The organism is Roseicyclus amphidinii (genome assembly GCF_030163755.1).
Classification (GTDB): Bacteria; Pseudomonadota; Alphaproteobacteria; order Rhodobacterales; family Rhodobacteraceae; genus Roseicyclus; species Roseicyclus amphidinii.
Genome location: NZ_JASJOE010000034.1, coordinates 1 through 18525, shown reverse-complemented (window position 1 = coordinate 18525; position 18525 = coordinate 1). Strand labels below are relative to the sequence as shown.

At 69.1% G+C, this 18525-nt stretch carries 15 protein-coding genes; 11 read left to right on the top strand and 4 right to left on the bottom strand.

Going from position 1 to position 18525, the window contains the following annotated elements; genetic code table 11:
- Window positions 1-13: 13 nt before the first annotated feature.
- Window positions 14-445: a hypothetical protein gene (locus QQK83_RS12150; protein WP_284264560.1), complete on the bottom strand. Its 432-nt coding sequence runs from the start codon at window positions 443-445 to the stop codon at window positions 14-16.
- A complete protein-coding gene (parE, locus tag QQK83_RS12145) occupies window positions 438-2399 on the bottom strand; it encodes a DNA topoisomerase IV subunit B (RefSeq protein ID WP_284264558.1) in 1962 nt (653 codons plus the stop codon). Before parE ends, QQK83_RS12150 begins: the two co-directional genes overlap by 8 nt.
- 304 nt (window positions 2400-2703) lie before the next feature.
- Here parE and ppk2 point away from each other — a divergent pair, with 304 nt between their 5' ends.
- Window positions 2704-3621, top strand: coding sequence for a polyphosphate kinase 2 (gene ppk2, locus QQK83_RS12140; protein WP_417750347.1), 918 nt, complete (start codon window positions 2704-2706; stop codon window positions 3619-3621).
- A 15-nt stretch (window positions 3622-3636) separates the two neighbouring features.
- On the opposite strand, the gene QQK83_RS12135 is transcribed toward ppk2, so the two are convergent.
- Window positions 3637-4119: a hypothetical protein gene (locus QQK83_RS12135; RefSeq protein ID WP_284264556.1), complete on the bottom strand. Its 483-nt coding sequence runs from the start codon at window positions 4117-4119 to the stop codon at window positions 3637-3639.
- A gap of 194 nt (window positions 4120-4313) precedes the next feature.
- On the opposite strand from QQK83_RS12135, the gene QQK83_RS12130 reads away from it, so the two are divergent.
- Genes QQK83_RS12130 through QQK83_RS12120 form a run of 3 tightly spaced genes read left to right on the top strand, consistent with a single transcriptional unit; the run spans window position 4314 to window position 7278 of the window.
- Complete coding sequence (locus QQK83_RS12130) at window positions 4314-4970, top strand: DUF1007 family protein (RefSeq protein ID WP_284264553.1); 657 nt, start codon at window positions 4314-4316, stop codon at window positions 4968-4970.
- Window positions 4958-5872, top strand: a complete 915-nt coding sequence (locus tag QQK83_RS12125) for a nickel/cobalt transporter (RefSeq protein ID WP_284264552.1) — start codon at window positions 4958-4960, stop codon at window positions 5870-5872. Before QQK83_RS12130 ends, QQK83_RS12125 begins: the two co-directional genes overlap by 13 nt.
- A gap of 41 nt (window positions 5873-5913) precedes the next feature.
- Window positions 5914-7278, top strand: a complete 1365-nt coding sequence (locus QQK83_RS12120; protein ID WP_284264550.1) for an MATE family efflux transporter — start codon at window positions 5914-5916, stop codon at window positions 7276-7278.
- Between the two features lie 145 nt (window positions 7279-7423).
- On the opposite strand, the gene QQK83_RS12115 is transcribed toward QQK83_RS12120, so the two are convergent.
- Window positions 7424-8800: a M20/M25/M40 family metallo-hydrolase gene (locus tag QQK83_RS12115; protein ID WP_284264547.1), complete on the bottom strand. Its 1377-nt coding sequence runs from the start codon at window positions 8798-8800 to the stop codon at window positions 7424-7426.
- Window positions 8801-9033: 233 nt separating this feature from the next.
- Between QQK83_RS12115 and hemA the strand changes: the two genes are divergently transcribed.
- The 7 genes from hemA to QQK83_RS12080 all read left to right on the top strand — a co-directional run.
- Window positions 9034-10257 carry a 5-aminolevulinate synthase gene (gene hemA / locus QQK83_RS12110; protein ID WP_284264545.1) on the top strand — a complete coding sequence of 408 codons (1224 nt, stop codon included), beginning with the start codon at window positions 9034-9036 and terminating at the stop codon, window positions 10255-10257.
- A 161-nt stretch (window positions 10258-10418) separates the two neighbouring features.
- Window positions 10419-11702, top strand: coding sequence for a helix-turn-helix domain-containing protein (locus QQK83_RS12105; protein WP_284264543.1), 1284 nt, complete (start codon window positions 10419-10421; stop codon window positions 11700-11702).
- 88 nt (window positions 11703-11790) lie between these two features.
- A complete protein-coding gene (ispG, locus tag QQK83_RS12100; RefSeq protein WP_284264540.1) occupies window positions 11791-12924 on the top strand; it encodes a flavodoxin-dependent (E)-4-hydroxy-3-methylbut-2-enyl-diphosphate synthase in 1134 nt (377 codons plus the stop codon).
- Window positions 12925-13038: 114 nt separating this feature from the next.
- Window positions 13039-13755: an RlmE family RNA methyltransferase gene (locus QQK83_RS12095; protein ID WP_284264538.1), complete on the top strand. Its 717-nt coding sequence runs from the start codon at window positions 13039-13041 to the stop codon at window positions 13753-13755.
- Window positions 13756-13836: 81 nt separating this feature from the next.
- Window positions 13837-15291, top strand: a complete 1455-nt coding sequence (guaB, locus tag QQK83_RS12090; RefSeq protein WP_284264536.1) for an IMP dehydrogenase — start codon at window positions 13837-13839, stop codon at window positions 15289-15291.
- Window positions 15292-15322: 31 nt separating this feature from the next.
- Window positions 15323-16483 carry an RsmB/NOP family class I SAM-dependent RNA methyltransferase gene (locus QQK83_RS12085; RefSeq protein ID WP_284264535.1) on the top strand — a complete coding sequence of 387 codons (1161 nt, stop codon included), beginning with the start codon at window positions 15323-15325 and terminating at the stop codon, window positions 16481-16483.
- Between the two features lie 100 nt (window positions 16484-16583).
- On the top strand, window positions 16584-18525 hold a 1942-nt coding region (locus tag QQK83_RS12080; protein ID WP_284264534.1), incomplete at its 3' end, for a two-component system sensor histidine kinase NtrB.

Below are 18525 nucleotides of genomic sequence, written 5' to 3'. Positions count from 1 at the left end.
ATCTCGCCCCCCTTCACGACACCTGCAGATCAAAAACCTCGCCGTCGGTCGTCTGGCACACCCCGATGGCCGTGATGTTCACGCCGGAATAGCGGAATTCGCAGCGCATGGAGCGGCCCTTGGTCGAGGTCAGGATCGCTGTGCCGAAACCCGCCTCGGTCTCGGACAGGAGTTCCGCCGTGCTGCGCAGGATCGAGCCGCGGGCGTAGGAGTTCAGCAGCTCGAGGCTTTGGGTGGCGCCTTCGCGCACCGCGACCCAGCGGCCGGTGAAGGTCTCGCGCGGAAGCTCCAGCGTCATCTCGCCGGAGTTGCGCAAGGTCGCGCCCGAGATGGCACCGGTGCCGGTGACACCGGTCATCCGGCTCATCACGAGGGCGTCGGGGCCGCAGGCCGACACAAGGAACAGGCAGGCCAGAAGACCCGCGCGCACAGGGGCACTAGACATCCACATCCTCGACGAAGCGTGCGTTTTCCTGGATATACTGGAAGCGCAGCTCGGGCTTCTTGCCCATGAGGCGCTCGACAAGGTCGCCGGTCTCGCCGGGCGCGTCCTCGTCCACCGAGACGCGGATCAGCTTGCGGGAGGCGGGGTCCATCGTCGTCTCTTTCAGGTCCTTGGCGTCCATCTCGCCCAGCCCCTTGAAGCGGGAGACGTCGATCTTGCCCTTGCCGCCTAGGCCGCGGGCCAGCCAGTCGGCTTTCTCCGCCTCGTCAAGGCAGTAGACGCGGCGCGCGCCCTGGGTCAGGCGGAAGAGGGGCGGGCAGGCGAGGTAGAGGTGGCCTGCGTCGATCATCGGGCGCATCTGGCTGAAGAAGAAGGTCATCAGCAGCGAGGCGATATGCGCGCCGTCGACATCGGCGTCGGTCATGATGATGACCTTGTCGTAGCGCAGATCCTCGATGTTGAACTTGGTGCCCATGCCGACGCCGAGCGCCTGGCAGAGGTCGTTGATCTCCTGGTTCTGGCCGAGCTTGGAGGAGGCCGCGCCCAGAACGTTCAGGATCTTGCCGCGCAAGGGCAGGAGGGCTTGCGTCTTGCGGTCGCGGGCCATCTTGGCGGAGCCGCCCGCGCTGTCGCCCTCGACGATGAACAGCTCGGTGCCGTCGCGGGCGGATTGGGAACAATCCACGAGCTTTCCGGGCAGGCGCAGGCGCTTGGTGGCGGATTTGCGGGCGGTTTCCTTTTCGGCGCGGCGGCGCAGGCGTTCCTCGGCGCGTAGGACGAGGAAATCGAGGATCGCGCCGGCGGACTTGGTGTTGGCGGCAAGCCAGTTGTCGAAATGGTCGCGCACCGCGCCCTCGACCATGCGGGCGGCCTCGGTCGTGGCGAGGCGGTCCTTGGTCTGGCCGACGAACTCGGGCTCGGCGATGAAGCAGGACACCAGCGCGCCCGCGCCCGAGGTGAGGTCGTCGCGGTTGATGTTGGCGGCCTTGCGGTTGTTGGCCAGTTCGCCATAGGCGCGGATGCCCTTGAGGATCGCGGCCCAGAAGCCCGCCTCATGCGTGCCGCCCTCGGGCGTGGGGACGGTGTTGCAGTAGGACTGGATGAAGCCGTCGCGGGACGGCGTCCAGTTGATCGCCCATTCGACCGAGCCGGGCTGCCCGAAGCGGGGCTGGAATTCCACTTTTCCGGCGAAAGGGGTTTCGGCGTAGGTGGCGGCGTTGCCCATGGTCTCCTTGAGGTAGTCCGAGAGGCCGCTGGGGAAGTGGAAGACGGCCTCGGTCGGGGTTTCGCCGTCGTCTATTTCGGATTTCCAGCGGATTTCGACGCCGGAGAAGAGGTAGGCCTTGGAGCGAACCATTTTCATGAGCCTTGCCGGTTTGAACCGGTGGCTGCCGAAGATCTGTTCGTCGGGGTGGAAGATCACGGTGGTGCCGCGGCGGTTGTTGGTCTGGCCGAGCGACTGGACGGGGCCCTGCGGGATGCCGCGGGAGAACTCCTGCGCGAAAAGCTCGCGGTTGCGGGCGACTTCGACGCGGAGGTGGTCGGACAGCGCGTTGACGACCGAGACGCCGACGCCGTGCAAGCCGCCCGAGGTCTGGTAGGCCTTGCCCGAGAACTTGCCGCCGGCGTGGAGGGTGCAGAGGATCACCTCGAGCGCGGACTTGTCGGGGAATTTCGGGTGCGGGTCGACCGGGATGCCGCGGCCGTTGTCGCGGATGGTGACGGTGTGGTCGGCGGCCAGTTCCACCTCGATGCGGGAGGCGTGGCCGGCGACGGCCTCGTCCATGGAGTTGTCGAGCACCTCGGCGACGAGGTGGTGCAGCGCGCGCTCGTCGGTGCCGCCGATATACATGCCGGGGCGCTTGCGGACGGGTTCCAGCCCCTCGAGCACCTCGATGGAGGAGGCGTCATAGGCGTTCGGGTCGGGCGAGGTGTTCAGGAGGTCATCCGCCATCTGGGGCCAATCGCTGCTCTATCTTGTGTGAGTTGGCCCGCATAATGGCAGGTTTGGGGCAGCGGGGGAAGGGTGACGCGGCGGGCGCGGCGCGGCGGATCGGTACGGGGCCTTGATACATCTCAAGGCGCGGCGGGGCGGATGCTGCGATCATGGCGCAAGACACCGGGACAGAGCGAAAGGGACCGAGCCGATGACAGACCTGAATGCCGAAACCGCCGTGGCCGAGGCCGTCAGCGATACCCCCGACATCGTGGAGCGCCCTGCGCAGACCCCCGCATCGGCCCCGGCGATGGCCCCGGCGATGGAGGGTGCCGCAGCCGCAAGGCCCGCGCGGACGCGGCGGGTGCAGCCGACCATCGCCGAGATCCGGCAGGCGTTCGAATCCGGCGAATACCCCTACACGACGAAGCTCGGCCGCCGCAGCTACGAGGCGCAGAAGGCGAAGCTTCAGGCGGAATTGCTCAAGGTGCAGAAATGGGTGGGCGAGACGGGCGAGAGGATCGTGATGTTGTTCGAGGGCCGCGACGCGGCCGGCAAGGGCGGCACGATCAAGCGCTTCACCGAGCATCTGAACCCGCGCGAGGCGCGCGTGGTGGCGCTGAACAAGCCCAGCGACGAGGAGCGCGGGCAGTGGTATTTCCAACGCTACATCGAGCACCTGCCGACGGCGGGCGAGATCGTGCTGTATGACCGCAGCTGGTACAACCGCGCGGGCGTGGAGCGGGTGATGGGGTTCTGCGAGCCGAACGACTACCTGGAGTTCATGCGCCAGACGCCCGAGCTGGAACGGATGCTGACGCGCTCGGGCATAAGGCTTTACAAATACTGGTTCTCGGTCACGCAGGACGAGCAGAAGCGCCGCTTCGCCAGCCGCGAAACCGATCCGCTGAAGCAGTGGAAACTGTCGCCGATCGACCGCGCCAGCCTCGACAAGTGGGACGATTACACCGAGGCGAAGGAGGCGATGTTCTTCTACACCGATACTGCGGATGCGCCCTGGACGGTGATCAAGTCCGACGACAAGAAGCGCGCGCGGCTGAACTGCATGCTGCATTTCCTGTCGACACTGGACTATCCCGGCAAGGATCGCCGCATCGCCCATGCGCCCGATCCGCTGATCGTGGGGCAGGCGGGCCATGTCATCCAAAGGGCCGAGCATATCCTGGGCGCGTCGCTGCACCCCGAGACGCGGCGGGTGAAGCCCGGCCGGCCCGAGTGATCGCGCCCCGCGGGGCTACAGCGCGCTGGCGACGCGCGGGGACTGGTTGCCGCCGAAGCCGAAGTAATAATCGAGAACGGTGTCGGGCACGACGTTGCGCTGCCATGCGACCGAGCCGATGGCGATGAGCGCCGCGATTTCGGTCGTGTTCAGCCGCCCCTCCTCGAGCGCGACGAAGCCGGCCTGCAGGGCCGAAATGATCTCGTCGTTCATCATGTCGTTGGCCGTGTCGAACATCATCCCGGCGGTTTCGGGGTCGAGAAGCCCAAGCTGGTAGAGCGGTTCGAAATGGGCCGAGGTGAACTGAACGAACCCGTCGCTCAACTGCTGGGCGCGCAGTTCGGCGTCCACCCGCGCGATCACGCCCTGAAACGCCCCGCTCAAGGCGCCGGCCGTTGTCAGCGCAAGGCCGACGGCCGCCGCGCTCAGCGTGGTCCAGTCGACCGAGACGACCCCGGTCTCGTCGGTCAGGAAAGTTTCAATCGCGCGGATCAACATGCAGTGCCCCTTCGTCCGGGGACCGTCCTAGGGGGCGAAGACGACGGAAATGCGGCCGATTGTGGCCGTTTCCGGCAACAATCCCGTGCCGCCCGGCAACAGTGGTGCAGCGGCTGGCGACGTTCTGCGCAAACCAAAGCGATCCCGCATCGCGGCCATTGTGCCCGCGGCCCCCGCGGGCTTATCTCTGGGCCATGTTGCCGCTGCGCCCGCTTGTCCTGTCGTTCTGCCTGTCGCTATGCGCGGCCCTGCCGGGGCTGGCGCATCCGCATATCTTCGTCGACGCCGGTCTGCGGCTGATCCGCGACGCCGAGGGGCGCGTCACCGCGGTCGAGGTGACATGGCGCTATGACGAGCTGTATTCCCTGCTGCTGGCCGAGGATTACGGGCTGGACCCCGATTACGACCTGCAGCTGACCGAGGCCGAGATCGCCGCGACGCTCGGTTTCGACCTGAACTGGTCGGCGGGGTTCGAGGGCGGGCTTGTGCTGCGCCAGGGCGGTGCGCCGCTGGAGATCGGCGCGCCCGAGCCGGTGTCGCTGGCCATGCTCGAGACGGGGCAGCTGCAGACCACGCATCGCCGCCCCGTTCTGGGGGCCGAGCCCGGCGCGGCCCTCGAGGCGCAGGTCTATGACCCGGAGTTCTACATCGCCTTCGAGATGATCCTCGAGATGGAGGTCGCGGGCGCGCCCGGCTGCGCCGCCGAGCTGATCCGCGCCGATCTCGACGCGGCCTATGCCGTGCTGGAGCGCGCGCTGGACGATATCGGCGGCGCGGTGGCGGCCGAGGACAATTTCCCGGCGGTCGGTGCGTATTTCGCGGATCGCGTGGTGTTCTCTTGCACCGGCTGATCGCGCTTGTCGCGCTGGCCGTGGTCGCGGGGCTGGCGCTTTTGTGGTGGACCGGCGGCGCGCGGGTGGTCGAGCTCTGGGCGCTCGAGGGCCAGCGCGAGGCGCAAACCGCCATGGCCCGCGGTCTGCGGGCGCTGCGCGGCGGCGACCCGGCGGCCCTGACGGGGTTTCTTGCGGTCTGTTTCGCCTACGGCTTCTTTCACGCCGCGGGGCCGGGGCATGGCAAGCTGTTGATCGGTGGATACGGCGCGGCCCGCGCGGTGGGGGCGGCGAAACTGTCGGCGGTGGCGCTGGTCTCGAGCCTTGCGCAGGGGGCCACGGCGGTGGTGCTGGTCGGCGCCGGGGTCTGGGTCTGGCAGCTGGGCCGCGCGCAGATGACCGGGATGGCCGACCGGCTGTTTGCCCCGCTCAGTTTCGCGGCGATCGCGCTGGTGGGGCTGTGGCTGGCCTGGCGGGGGCTTCGCGGTCTGCGGGCACCGGGTATGGGTGGGGGGCATCACCACCATGACCACGACCACGCCGGCGATGGTGCGACCTGCGCGACCTGCGGCCATGCCCATGGGCCGGACCCCGTGGCGCTGGCGCAGGCGACGGGGTGGCGCGACATCGCGGTGCTGGTGGGCGCGGTTGCGATCCGGCCCTGCACCGGGGCGCTGTTCGTCCTGATCCTGACGGCGCAGATGGGCATTTTCGCCACCGGCGTGGCAGGCACCTTTGCGATGGCGCTCGGCACCGCCTCGGTCACCGTCGCGGTGGCCGTCACCGCCGTCACGCTGCGCCGGGGGGTGCTGGCGGGGATGGCCGCGAATGCCGCGCTGGCGCGCGTGCAACCGGTGATCGAGCTTGCGGTTGGCCTGCTCGTCGCGGTGATCGCGGGGCAGCTCGCGCTCGCCACGCTCTGAGCGGGCTTGCCGGGGGAAAATCCCGGGCGTAAGGGCAGGGGATGACGACGCTCTCCCACCACCTGCGCGCAACCCTGAGCCTCGGCCTGCCGCTGATCGGCGGCATGCTGGCGCAGGTGGCGATCACGCTCACCGACACGGTGATGATGGGCTGGTACGGGGTCGAGGAACTGGCCGCGGTGGCGCTTGGCGGGTCGTTCTTCCACGTGGTGCTGATCCTGGGGATGGGCTTCGGGCTGGCCGTGATGCCGATGGTGGCCGCGGCGGCGGCCAACGGCGACCGGCGGCAGGTGCGGCGCATCACGCGCATGGGGCTCTGGATCGGGCTGATCTTCTCGGGGCTGGTCATGCCGGTCTTCTGGTTCTCGGGCGCGATCCTGCTGGCCGTGGGACAGACCGAGACGGTGGCGGCCAACACCCAGCTCTACCTGCGCATCGCGGGCTGGGGCATCGCCCCCGCGGTGCTGATGACGGTGTTCCGCAGCCACCTGTCCGCGCTCGATCACGCACGGATCGTGCTCTGGGCGACGCTTGCGGGGGCGGTGCTGAACGCGGCGATGAACTGGGTGCTGATCTTCGGCAATCTCGGCGCGCCCGAGCTGGGCATCGCGGGGGCGGCCATCGCCTCGGTCGGCACGCACGCGCTGATCGCGCTGGTGCTTGCGCTTTACGCCGCGCTGCATGGCGATCTGAGGCAGGACACGCTCTTCGCGCGGTTCTGGCGCCCCGACTGGGAGGCGGTGGGCCAGGTCTTCCGCCTCGGCTGGCCGATCGGGCTGACGCTCCTGTCGGAGTCGGGGCTGTTCATGGCGACCATGGTGATGATGGGCTGGCTGGGCGCGTTGCCGCTGGCCGCCCATGGCATCGCGCTGCAGATCTGCTCGACCACCTTCATGGTCCATATCGGCCTGAGCCAGGCCGCCACCGTGCGCGCGGGGCGCGCCTGGGGACAGGGCGACCGGGCCGGGCTGCGGCTGGCGGCGGTTGCGGCGCTGATCCTCTCGGGCGCGATGGTGGCGCTCACCGTCGCGGGCTTCGTGCTGATCCCCGAGCCGCTCATCGGCCTCTTCGTCGATCCGAACGATCCGCTCCGCCCCGAGATCATCGCGCTCGGCACAAGCCTTTTGCTGGTCGCGGCGCTGTTCCAGCTGGCCGATGCGGGGCAGGTGATGGCGCTGGGGCTGCTGCGCGGCACGCAGGACACCACCGTGCCGATGATCTACGCGGTTCTGGCCTATTGGGGGCTCGGCCTGCCCGCGGCCTGGGTCATCGGCTTCCCGCTCGGCTACGGCGGGCCCGGCATCTGGGCGGGGCTGGTCGTCGGGCTTGCGGTGGCGGCGGCGCTGATGATGACCCGCTTCTGGCGCGGGCCGGCACGGGGCACGGCACCCGCCGCAGCGGCCTGACCGCCCCCTTCATCTTCCCCCAAATACGGACTCCCCCCCCTGCAGCTGCGCGCCGCGTCGCATGGCGCGCGCCGCCGGCCACGGGCGCCCGAATTTTCGTACGAAAATTCGCACCCGCGCCGCGCGCGCGGCGCGCCCCCCTCCGTCAGCGCGCGGCGATGCCGGTCAGGATCCGCGCCCAGGCGCGGGTGCCGTGGTGGAAACTCGACAGGTCGTATTTCTCGTTCGGCGAATGGATCGCGTCATCGTCCTTGCCGAAACCCGCCAGCAGCGAATCCATCCCGAGGATCTCCTTGAAATACCCCGCCACCGGGATCGAGCCGCCGCCGCCGATGAAGGCCGCCTCGCCGGGCCATTCCGCGCTCAGCGCCTGCCGCGCCACCTCGAAGGCGGGGTGCGAGATGTCCATCCGGCTTGCAGGCGCCGCGCCATGGGGCGCGAAGGCGACGCTGCAATCGGGCGGCAGCTGAGCCTCGACCCATGCCCGGAAGCTGTCGCGCAGCCGCACCGGGTCCTGCCCCGCCACCAGCCGGAACGAGACCTTGGCCGAAGCCTGCGCGGGCAGGACCGTCTTGAACCCCGCCCCCGTGTATCCGCCGGTGATCCCGTTCACCTCGGCCGTGGGGCGCGACCAGAGCATCTCGAGCCCCGTCCGCCCCTGTTCGCCGGCGGGCACCGAAAGGCCCACCTCGCCGAGAAAGGCCCCTTCGTCGAAGCCAAGCCCCGCCCATTGCGCGGCGAGCTCGGGCGACAGCTCCTCCACCCCGTCGTAGAACCCCGGCACCTGCACCCGGCCCGTTTCGTCATGCAGACCGGCAAGGATTTTCGTCAGAACCCGGATCGGGTTCATTGCGATGCCGCCATACATCCCCGAATGCAGGTCGATGCGCGGGCCGGTGATGGTGATCTCCTCGCCCAGAAGGCCGCGCAGCTGGGTCACGATGGCGGGCACGCTGTCCGAGAACAGGCCGGTGTCGCAGATCAGCGCGAGATCGGCCTTCAGCGCCGCGCCGCGCTCCTGCAGGTAGGGCACCAGCGAGGGCGAGCCGCTTTCCTCCTCGCCCTCGAGGAAGACGGTCACCTTGCAGGGCAGGGCGCCGGTCTCGGCGAGGGTCGCGCGGCAGGCCTCGAGAAAGGTCATCAGCTGGCCCTTGTCATCGGCCGCCCCGCGGGCGCGGATCACGCGGCCCCTGGGCGTCTCCTGCAGCTCGGGATCGAAGGGGTCGCGGTGCCACAGCGACAGCGGGTCGACCGGCTGCACGTCGTAATGCCCGTAGAACAGGACATGCGGCCCCGGCCCGTCCATGTGGCCCACCACCATCGGGTGACCGGGGGTGTCGTGCAGCTCGGCGGCAAAGCCCATGCCCGCCAGATCGTCCCTGAGCCACTCGGCGGCGCGGCGCACGTCGCCCGAATGGGCCGGGTCGGTCGAGATCGAGGGGATGCGCAGCAGGTCGAACAGCCGGTCGAGGGCTGCGGCTTGATCTGCGTCGATACGGGCTAGAATGCTGTCGAGCGACATGGACGGGGCCTCCGGGTCCGGGGGTTGGGATGGGACGGAGATGACAATGGGCGCCGGGGATTGTCCAGCCGGGGCCGCGGGGACGGCGCTTGATTCAGGTCAAGGTCGGGCGCGCGGCAATTTGTAACTTGGCTTATATGCAATGCGGCGCATATGTCTGGAAAACCAACCAGCACGCGTCTGAAGAGCCGGGCCCCTGAAGAGAGACGGGGGCCGGGGAAGGGAGACCGCCAGTGAACTACGATCAAGCGCTCGACGCAGCCATCAACCGTCTGCACGAGGAAGGGCGCTACCGCACCTTCATCGACATCGAGCGGCGCAAGGGTCAGTTTCCCCATGCCGTGTGGAAAAAGCCCGACGGCACCGAGCAGGACATCACCGTCTGGTGCGGCAACGATTACCTCGGGATGGGCCAGCACCCCGTCGTGCTGAGCGCGATGGCCGAGGCGCTGGAGGCCACCGGCGCAGGCTCGGGCGGCACGCGCAACATCTCGGGCACGACGGTCTATCACAAGCGCCTCGAGGCCGAGCTGGCCGACCTGCACGGCAAGGAAGCGGCGCTGGTCTTCACCTCGGCCTATATCGCCAATGACGCGACGCTGTCGACGCTGCCCAAGCTGTTTCCGGGCCTCATCACCTATTCGGACGAGCTGAACCACGCCTCGATGATCGAGGGCATCCGCCGCAACGGCGGGGCGAAGCGCATCTTCAAGCACAACGACCTGGCCGATCTGCGCGCCAAGCTGGAGGCCGACGACCCGGCCGCACCCAAGCTGATCGCCTTCGAATCGGTCTACTCGATGGACGGCGATTTCGGCCCGATCGAGGAGATCGTCGCGCTGGCCGAGGAATTCGGCGCGCTGACCTATCTCGACGAGGTGCATGCCGTGGGCATGTACGGCCCCCGCGGCGGCGGCGTTGCCGAGGCGCGCGGCATCGCGCATCGGGTGGACATCATCAACGGCACGCTGGGCAAGGCCTATGGCGTGATGGGCGGCTACATCGCGGCCTCGGCGCGGATGTGCGACGCGGTGCGCAGCTACGCGCCGGGTTTCATCTTCACCACCTCGATCCCGCCCGCGGTGGCGGCGGGGGCGGCGGCGAGCGTGCGGCACCTCAAGACCGACCAATCCTTGCGCGACCTGCACCAGGAGCGCGCCAAGGTCTTGAAACTGCGGCTGAAGGGGCTTGGCCTGCCGATCATCGACCACGGCAGCCACATCGTGCCCGTGATCGTGGGCGACCCGGTCCATACCAAGAAGATCTCGGACATGCTGTTGTCGGAGTTCGGCATCTACGTGCAGCCGATCAACTTCCCGACCGTGCCTCGCGGCACCGAGCGGCTGCGCTTCACGCCTTCGCCGGTGCATGACCCCCGGTCCGTCGATGCGCTTGTGCATGCGATGGATGCGCTCTGGAGCCATTGTGCGCTGAATCGCGCCGAGTTGTCCGCCTGAGCATTTATCCCGGTGCCAAGCTGCGCCATGACATGTTAATCCCGTCTTAATCCGGACGTGACTGGGGAATCATTTCCGGATAGGGTGACATGTAGGCAATGGCGGCGTCCGACCCACAAGATGATGGGCGCAGACGCAGCCGATGTAGGGGCAGGCGCTTGATGAGCGACGAGCAGGGTCAGTTTACCGACGGCACGCACGCCATGGCGGGAGCGGGCTCGGCAGGGTTTTCCGACCCGGCTGCTTCGGGCGCGTTCGACGGCTATGACGTGACCGACGTTCCGCTGGGCGACCTGTTGCGCGGCGAGCGGGCGACGCAGGGCAAATCCCTGCTCGACGTCGAGCGCGACCTTAAGATCCGCGCCTCCTACATCGCGGCCATCGAGAATGGCGACGTGGGCGCCTTTGCCTCGCAGGGGTTCATCGCGGGCTACGTGCGGTCCTACGCGCGCTACCTCGGCATCGATCCCGAATGGACCTTTCGCCGCTTCTGCGAGGAAACCGGATTTTTCGGCGTGCATGGGGCCGGTGCCAGCCAGGCGCAGGCGGCCAAGCGGTCGCTCGCCTCTGCGCCGAAGGGGCGGCTGGACCCCAACGAGGTGATGCAGGGCACGCGGATCAGCTTCGCGCCCGAGCGCCCCGGCCTGTTTTCGGGGATCGAGCCGGGCGCGCTGGGATCGGTGGCGGTGCTGGTCGCGCTGGTCATGGGGCTGGGCTACGGTGCCTGGGCGGTGCTGCACGACATCCAGCGCCTGCAGATCGCCCCGGTCGACGAAGCGCCGATCCCGCTGGCGCAGCTCGATCCGCTTGCGGGCGCGACGGACGGGGCCTTTGCCGCCGGGCAGGAGTTCGACATCGCCCTGCCTTCGGCGGAACGGATGGACCGGCTCTATCGCCCGCAGGCACTGGAAACTCCGGTGCTGACCCCGCGCGACGAGGCGCTTGCGACGCTCGACCCTGACGAGGTGGGCACGCTGGGCGGGTTACAGAGCGCCGCGGGCCGCGCCGCCACGCCGCCGCGGCTTGCGGGCGTGGCCGAGGCTGCCCCGACCGGTGCCGCGACCGAGGAGGCCGCGCCGGTGGTGCAGGTCACGCAGGCCGCGCCAAGCGACGAGCTGGTGATCTTCGCGGTCCGCCCGTCCTGGATCAGGGTCAGTTCGGCCTCGGGGGCGACGCTGTTCGAAGGCACGCTGAACCGCGGCGACAGCTACACGGTGGCCGAGGCCGATGCCGCGCCGGTGCTGCGCTCGGGCAATGCGGGCTCGATCTATTTCGTGGTGAACGGTGTCACCATGGGCCCCGCGGGGCCGGGTGCCACCATCGCGCGCAACGTGGAATTGAGCGCGGATGCGATCAGCGCGAATTTCGCCATGGCCGATGCCGGCGCGGACCCCGATCTGCCCGAGGTCGCGGCCCTCGTCCTCGGTGTGGGCGAGACGCAATAACGCGGGCGCGGCGCGCCCCGTTGTCCAGCGCGCCTGACAGGTCTATCTTGGGTTGAAACCACCTGCGACGACCACAGAAGGCCTGCTCATGTCCCACAATCCCGTTCGCCCGTGGCGCAACATCGACCGCCGCAAGAGCCGCCAGATCCATGTCGGCCCGGTGCCGGTGGGTGGTGACGCACCGATCACGGTGCAGACCATGACCAACACGCTGACCACCGACGTCAAGGCGACGGTCGAACAGATCCAGCGTTGCGCCGAGGCGGGGGCGGATATCGTGCGGGTCTCGGTCCCCGACGAGGCCAGCGCCAGGGCGATGAAGGAGATCGTGCGCGAAAGCCCGGTGCCGCTCGTGGCCGACATCCATTTCCACTACAAGCGCGCCATCGAGGCGGCCGAGGCGGGCGCGGCCTGTCTCAGGATCAACCCTGGCAACATCGGCAGCCAGGACCGCGTGCGCGAGGTGATCAAGGCTGCCCGCGACCATGGCTGTTCGATCCGCATCGGGGTCAACGCGGGGTCGCTGGAAAAGCACCTGCTCGAGAAATACGGCGAGCCCTGTCCGGACGCGATGGTCGAAAGCGGGATGGATCACATCAAGATCCTGGAAGACAACGATTTCCTGAATTTCAAGATCTCGATGAAGGCCTCCGATGTCTTCATGACCATGGCCGCCTACAGCCAGTTGGCCGAACAGACCGACGCGCCGTTTCACCTTGGCATCACCGAGGCGGGGGGCTTCGTGGGCGGCACGGTGAAATCGGCGATCGGGCTGGGGAACCTCTTGTGGATGGGGCTGGGCGACACGCTGCGCGTGAGCCTCAGCGCCGATCCGGTCGAGGAGGTGAAGATCGGCTTCGAGATCCTGAAGTCGCTGGGGCTGCGGCATCGCGGGGTCAACATCATCTCCTGCCCCTCCTGCGCGCGGCAGGGGTTCGACGTGATCAGGACGGTCGAGGCGCTGGAGAAGCGGCTGGAGCATATCAAGACGCCGATGAGCCTGAGCATCATCGGCTGCGTGGTGAACGGTCCGGGCGAGGCGTTGATGACCGACGTGGGCTTTACCGGCGGCGGGGCCGGGTCCGGGATGGTCTACCTGGCGGGCAAGCAGAGCCACAAGATGTCCAACGACCAGATGATCGACCACATCGTCGAGCAGGTCGAGAAGAAGGCCGAAGAACTGGAGGCCGCCCGCGCCGCCGAGGTTCAGGCCGCCGAATAGGGCTGGGGCAAAAGACCCCTACCGGAGCGCGCGCGCCTCGGGCAATATGGCGAACCCCGGACACCTGTCGTGTCGGGTGACGTGAAAACCCGATTGGCCGGGGATGAGGAACAGATGGCGAAGACGCCGGGCGGAACCAACACGAGCGGACGCGGCCAGCGCGAGCTGCGCACGCGGGTCAAATCCGCGCGGGGGCGCAAGCTGTCCTCGACGCGCTGGCTGGAGCGGCAGCTGAACGACCCTTACGTGCAGCGCGCCAAGCGCGAGGGCTATCGCGGGCGCGCGGCCTTCAAGATCATGGAGCTGGACGACAAGTATCGTTTCCTCGTGCCCGGCGCGCGGGTGGTCGATCTCGGCTGCGCGCCCGGTGGCTGGTGCCAGGTCGCGGTGCCGCGGATCAACGCCTTGGGCGAGAAATCGGGCAAGGCGGTGGGCCGGATCATCGGCGTCGACCTGCAGGAGGTGGAGCCGATCGCGGGGGTCGAGCTGCATGTGCTCGATTTCATGGAGGATGGTGCGGACGCCAAGGTGAAAGCGTGGCTCGGCGGGCGCGCCGACGTGGTGATGAGCGACATGGCCGCGGCCTCCTCCGGGCACAAGCAGACCGACCATCTGCGCATCGTGGCGCTGTGCGAGGCGGCGGCCGAGCTGGCCTTCGACGTGCTGGAGCCGGGCGGCACCTTTGTCGCCAAGGTGCTGGCGGGCGGGGCCGAGACGGGGCTTCAGACGTTGCTGAAACAGCGTTTCGACAAGGTGGCGAACGTGAAGCCACCCGCCAGCCGCTCGGACAGTTCCGAGAAATTCGTGGTTGCGACGGGCTTTCGCGGCTGACCCCAGATTTCGGGCTTTCCTTTGGGGCCGACCCATGGGATAGGGCACGCGCAACGCAATCCCCGATCCGAGGAGATCCCGATGGAGATTCGCGAGGCCCTGACCTTCGACGATGTTCTGCTGGTTCCCGGCGCAAGCTCCGTCTTGCCGTCGGATGCCGATACCCGCACCCGCGTGACCCGCGCGATCACGCTCAACATTCCGCTGCTCAGTTCCGCCATGGACACGGTGACCGAGGCGCGCATGGCCATCGCCATGGCGCAGGCGGGCGGCATGGGCGTGATCCACCGCAACCTGGGCGTCGAGGAGCAGGCCCGCGAGGTGCGACGCGTGAAACGCTTCGAGTCCGGGATCGTCTACAACCCGATCACGCTGACCCCCGATCAGACGCTGGCCGACGCCCGCGCGCTGACCGAGCGTTACGGGTTCTCGGGCTTTCCGGTGGTCGATGACCAGCGCCGCGTTCTGGGCATCGTGACCAACCGCGACATGCGCTTTGCGCAGGCCGACGACACGCCGGTGCGGGTGATGATGACCACCGAGAACCTCGCCATCCTGCGCGAGCCCGCCGACCGGGCCGAGGCGATCAGCCTGATGAAGGCGCGGCGGATCGAGAAGTTGCTGGTCACCGATGCGTCGGGCAAGCTGACCGGGCTTCTGACGCTCAAGGACACCGAGCGCGCGGTGGTGAACCCCAACGCCTGCAAGGACGAGCTGGGCCGGTTGCGGGTCGCCGCGGCCACCACGGTGGGCGACGCGGGCTTCGAGCGGTCCTCGGCCTTGATCGACGCGGGCTGCGACCTGATCGTGATCGACACCGCCCACGGCCATTCCGAGGGGGTGGCGCGCGCGGTCGAGCGGGTGAAGATGCTGTCGAACGACGTGCAGGTGGTGGCCGGGAACGTTGCCACCGCCGAGGCGACGCGCGCCCTGATCGGGGCGGGGGCGGATGCGATCAAGGTGGGCATCGGACCGGGCTCGATCTGCACCACGCGGGTCGTGGCGGGCGTGGGCGTGCCGCAGCTGACCGCGATCATGGATTGCGCCGCCGCCGCCGCCGAGACCGACACGCCGATCATCGCCGACGGCGGCATCAAGATGTCGGGCGATTTCGCCAAGGCGATCGCCGCGGGCGCGCATTGCGCCATGGTCGGCAGCATGATCGCGGGCACAGACGAGGCGCCGGGCGAGGTGATCCTCTACCAGGGGCGCAGCTTCAAGAGCTACCGCGGGATGGGCAGCCTTGGCGCGATGGCGCGCGGCTCGGCGGACCGGTATTTCCAGAAGGATGCCGCCAGCGACAAGCTGGTGCCCGAAGGCGTCGAGGGACAGGTGCCCTACAAGGGCCCGGCGGGCACGGTCGTCCACCAGCTGATCGGCGGCTTGCGGGCCGCGATGGGCTACACCGGCTGCGCCACCGTGGAAGAGATGCGGTCGAACTGCCGCTTCGTGCGGATCACCGGGGCGGGGCTGAAGGAAAGCCATGTCCACGACGTGCAGATCACCCGCGAAAGCCCGAATTATCGCATGGGATGAGGCGGTTGCGGGCCGATCTTGAGGTGCGGCCGTGACCCCGGCCGCGCGTGTCTCGGCCGCCATCGGCGTGCTGGATGCATGGGCGGGCGGCCAGCCCGTCGAACAGGCGCTGACGAACTGGGCGCGCGGGGCGCGCTACGCGGGCTCCGGCGACCGCGCGGCGGTGCGCGACCATGTCTATGACGTGCTGCGCTGCCACGGCAGCTGCGCGGCGCTTGGCGGCGGCCGCACGGGCCGGGCGCTGATGACCGGGCTGATGCGCCTGCAGGGCGTGGACCCGGCCGCGGTCTTCACCGGCGAGGGCCATGCCCCCGCGCCGCTGAGCGGGGCCGAAGCGTCGCACGACTTGCCGCCGCCCGGCCCCGAGGTCGATCTGCCCGACTGGATGCGCCCCGCGCTGGCAGAGCGGGCGGGCGACCGGCTCGACGCGCTGCTCGAGGCGATGCGCCGCCGCGCGCCGGTCTGGCTGCGCGTCAACACGCGGCGCGCAACACCTGAGGCGGCCATCGCGCGGCTGGCCGAGGACGGGATCGCGGCACGGGCCGATGACCGCGGCGCGCGGGCGCTCGAGGTCACATCGGGGGCGCGCCGGGTCAAATCCTCCTCGGCCTATCTCGAGGGTTGGGTCGAGGTGCAGGACCTGTCCGCGCAACGCGCGGTGGAGGCGGTGGACTGGCCCGCGGCGGGCCGCATCCTCGATTATTGCGCGGGCGGGGGCGGCAAGGCCCTGGCCATCGCGGCACTGGGCGAGGCCACTGTTCTTGCCCATGACGCGAACCCCGCGCGGATGCGCGACCTGCCGGCGCGAGCGGCGCGGGCGGGGGTGGTGATCCGGCAACTGGCGCATGGCGATTTGCCGGGGGCCGCGCCCTTCGACGCGGTGCTGTGCGACGTGCCCTGTTCCGGCTCTGGCACATGGCGCCGCGATCCGGAGGCGAAATGGCGCCTGACGCCCGCACGGCTGGCCGAGCTGGAGGTGCTGCAGGCCGAGATCCTTGCCGACGCCTCTGCCCTCGTCGCCCCCGGCGGGCGGCTGGTCTACATGACCTGCTCGCTTTTTACGTCGGAGAACGAAGCGCAGGTGGACCGGTTCCTCGCGTCCCATCCCGGCTGGTCTTGCTTGCAGGCGCGGGCCGATACGCCGCTTGCGGCATCGGACGGGTTCTTTCACGCCGTTTTCGCCCTGCGCTGAGAAGGCTTTGCCGAAGGCCGTGCCTCGCTTAAGCTTCGCTTAACGATTGCGTGCGAGTAAGGGCCGCCGGGACGTTCCCGCGCGGTCTGGAGGGGTAACGGTGTCACAGGAGGCAGAGGTCGGCGGGCGCGGGCTGACGGGCGGCGGGATGCCGACGCAGGCGATCGTGTTGCTGGGCCTTGGTGTTCTGGCGATCCTGGCGGGGCTGATGCTGCCGCGCGACGGATGGGGGCTGGTCACGGTTTCGGTCGCGGCCGGCTGTTTCTCGGCGGGTGCCGTGCTGACCCTGCGCGACCTGCTGCGCCGACGACGCGTCGAACGGCAGGCGCGGGGCGCGCTGGCGATGATGGCGGAGGATCCCGCGCCGTGGTTCTGCTCGGGCCCCGACGGGTCGATCATCGCCGCCAATCCGGCCGCGCTCCGCCGCTTCGGTGACCCGCGCGGCCAGTCGATGACGCGGGCGCTTTCGGGGCTGTTGCCCAATTCCACCGCGGTGGTGTTCCGCCATGCCGCCGCGCTCGCCCGGAGCGAGGTGGCGGTCGAAACGGTGATCACGCCGCGCGGGGCGGTGAAACTCACGGCTTACCGCCTGGGCGCAGGCGTGCTGTGGCGGCTGGACGAGCAGGCCGGCACGGCGGCGCATCACACGGGCGAGGGGATCGGCCTTCCGATGATGGTGGTCAGTCCCTCTGACACGATCCTGTCGATGAACGCGGCGATGCGCGAGGTTCTGGGCCGCCGCCCCACCGCGCTGGCCGATGTCTTCGGCGACACGCCGCTGGTGCCGGGGCAGCGCGGGCGGCTGATGGCCGCCGATGGCCCGATCGAGGTGATCCCGGTCGTCGTTCCCGCCGCCGACGGCCGACGGGAGGTCTATGCCGTTCCGGGCCTTGCCGAACCGCCCGCCGCCTCGGTCGCCGCGCGCGCCTTCGAGGCGCTGCCGGTCGCGCTGCTGCACATCGGGGCCGACGGCTGCCTTTTGGCGGCGAACCTGCATGCGCAGCGTCTGCTGGGCCATGTGCCCGACGCGGGCGCGCCGCTGTCGGCGCTGGTCGAGGGGCTGGGCCGCCCGGTGAACGACTGGGCGATGGACACGCTGGCGGGGCGGATGCCCAACCGCTCCGAGGTGGTGCGCGCCCGCCGCAAGGATGCCGAGCAGTTCCTGCAGGTGACGCTGAGCCGGATCACCGATGCCACGGGCCCCTCGCTGCTGGCGGTGCTGCATGACGCGACCGAGCTGAAGACGATGGAGCGGCAATTCGTCCAGAGCCAGAAGATGCAGGCCATCGGCGAGCTTGCCGGGGGCGTCGCGCATGACTTCAACAACCTCCTGACCGCGATTTCGGGCCATTGCGACCTGTTGATGCTGCGCCATGACCCCGGCGACCCGGATTACGCGGATCTGGTGCAGATCAACCAGAACGCCAACCGCGCCGCGGCGCTTGTGGGGCAGTTGCTGGCCTTTTCGCGCAAGCAGACGCTGGAACCCGAGACGATCGACCTGCGAGACACGATGGGCGAGCTGGTGCATCTGCTCAACCGGCTGGTGGGCGAGAAGATCACCCTCACGCTCAGCCATGATCCGGCCCTTCTGCCGATCCGCGCCGACCGGCGGCAGCTGGACCAGGTGATCATGAACCTCGTCGTCAACGCGCGCGACGCCATGCCGGCGGGCGGCGAGATCCGGGTGGAGACCCGGCTGGTCGAGCTGACGCAGCCGCTGCACCGCGACCGGGCCGAGGTGCCGGTGGGCCGCTACGTCACGATCCTCGTCCGCGACCAGGGCCATGGCATCCCGCCCGACAAGCTGACCCGCATCTTCGAGCCGTTCTGGACCACCAAGCGCGCGGGCGAGGGGACGGGGCTGGGCCTGTCGATGGCCTATGGCATCGTCAAGCAGACAGGTGGCTACATCTTCGTCGACAGCGTGGTCGAGGTGGGCAGCACCTTCACCATCTATTGCCCGGTCCATGATCCGCCCGCCGAATTGCCCGCCGAATTGCCCGCCCCCGCGCCAGCCGCGCCGCCGACGGACCCGTCCC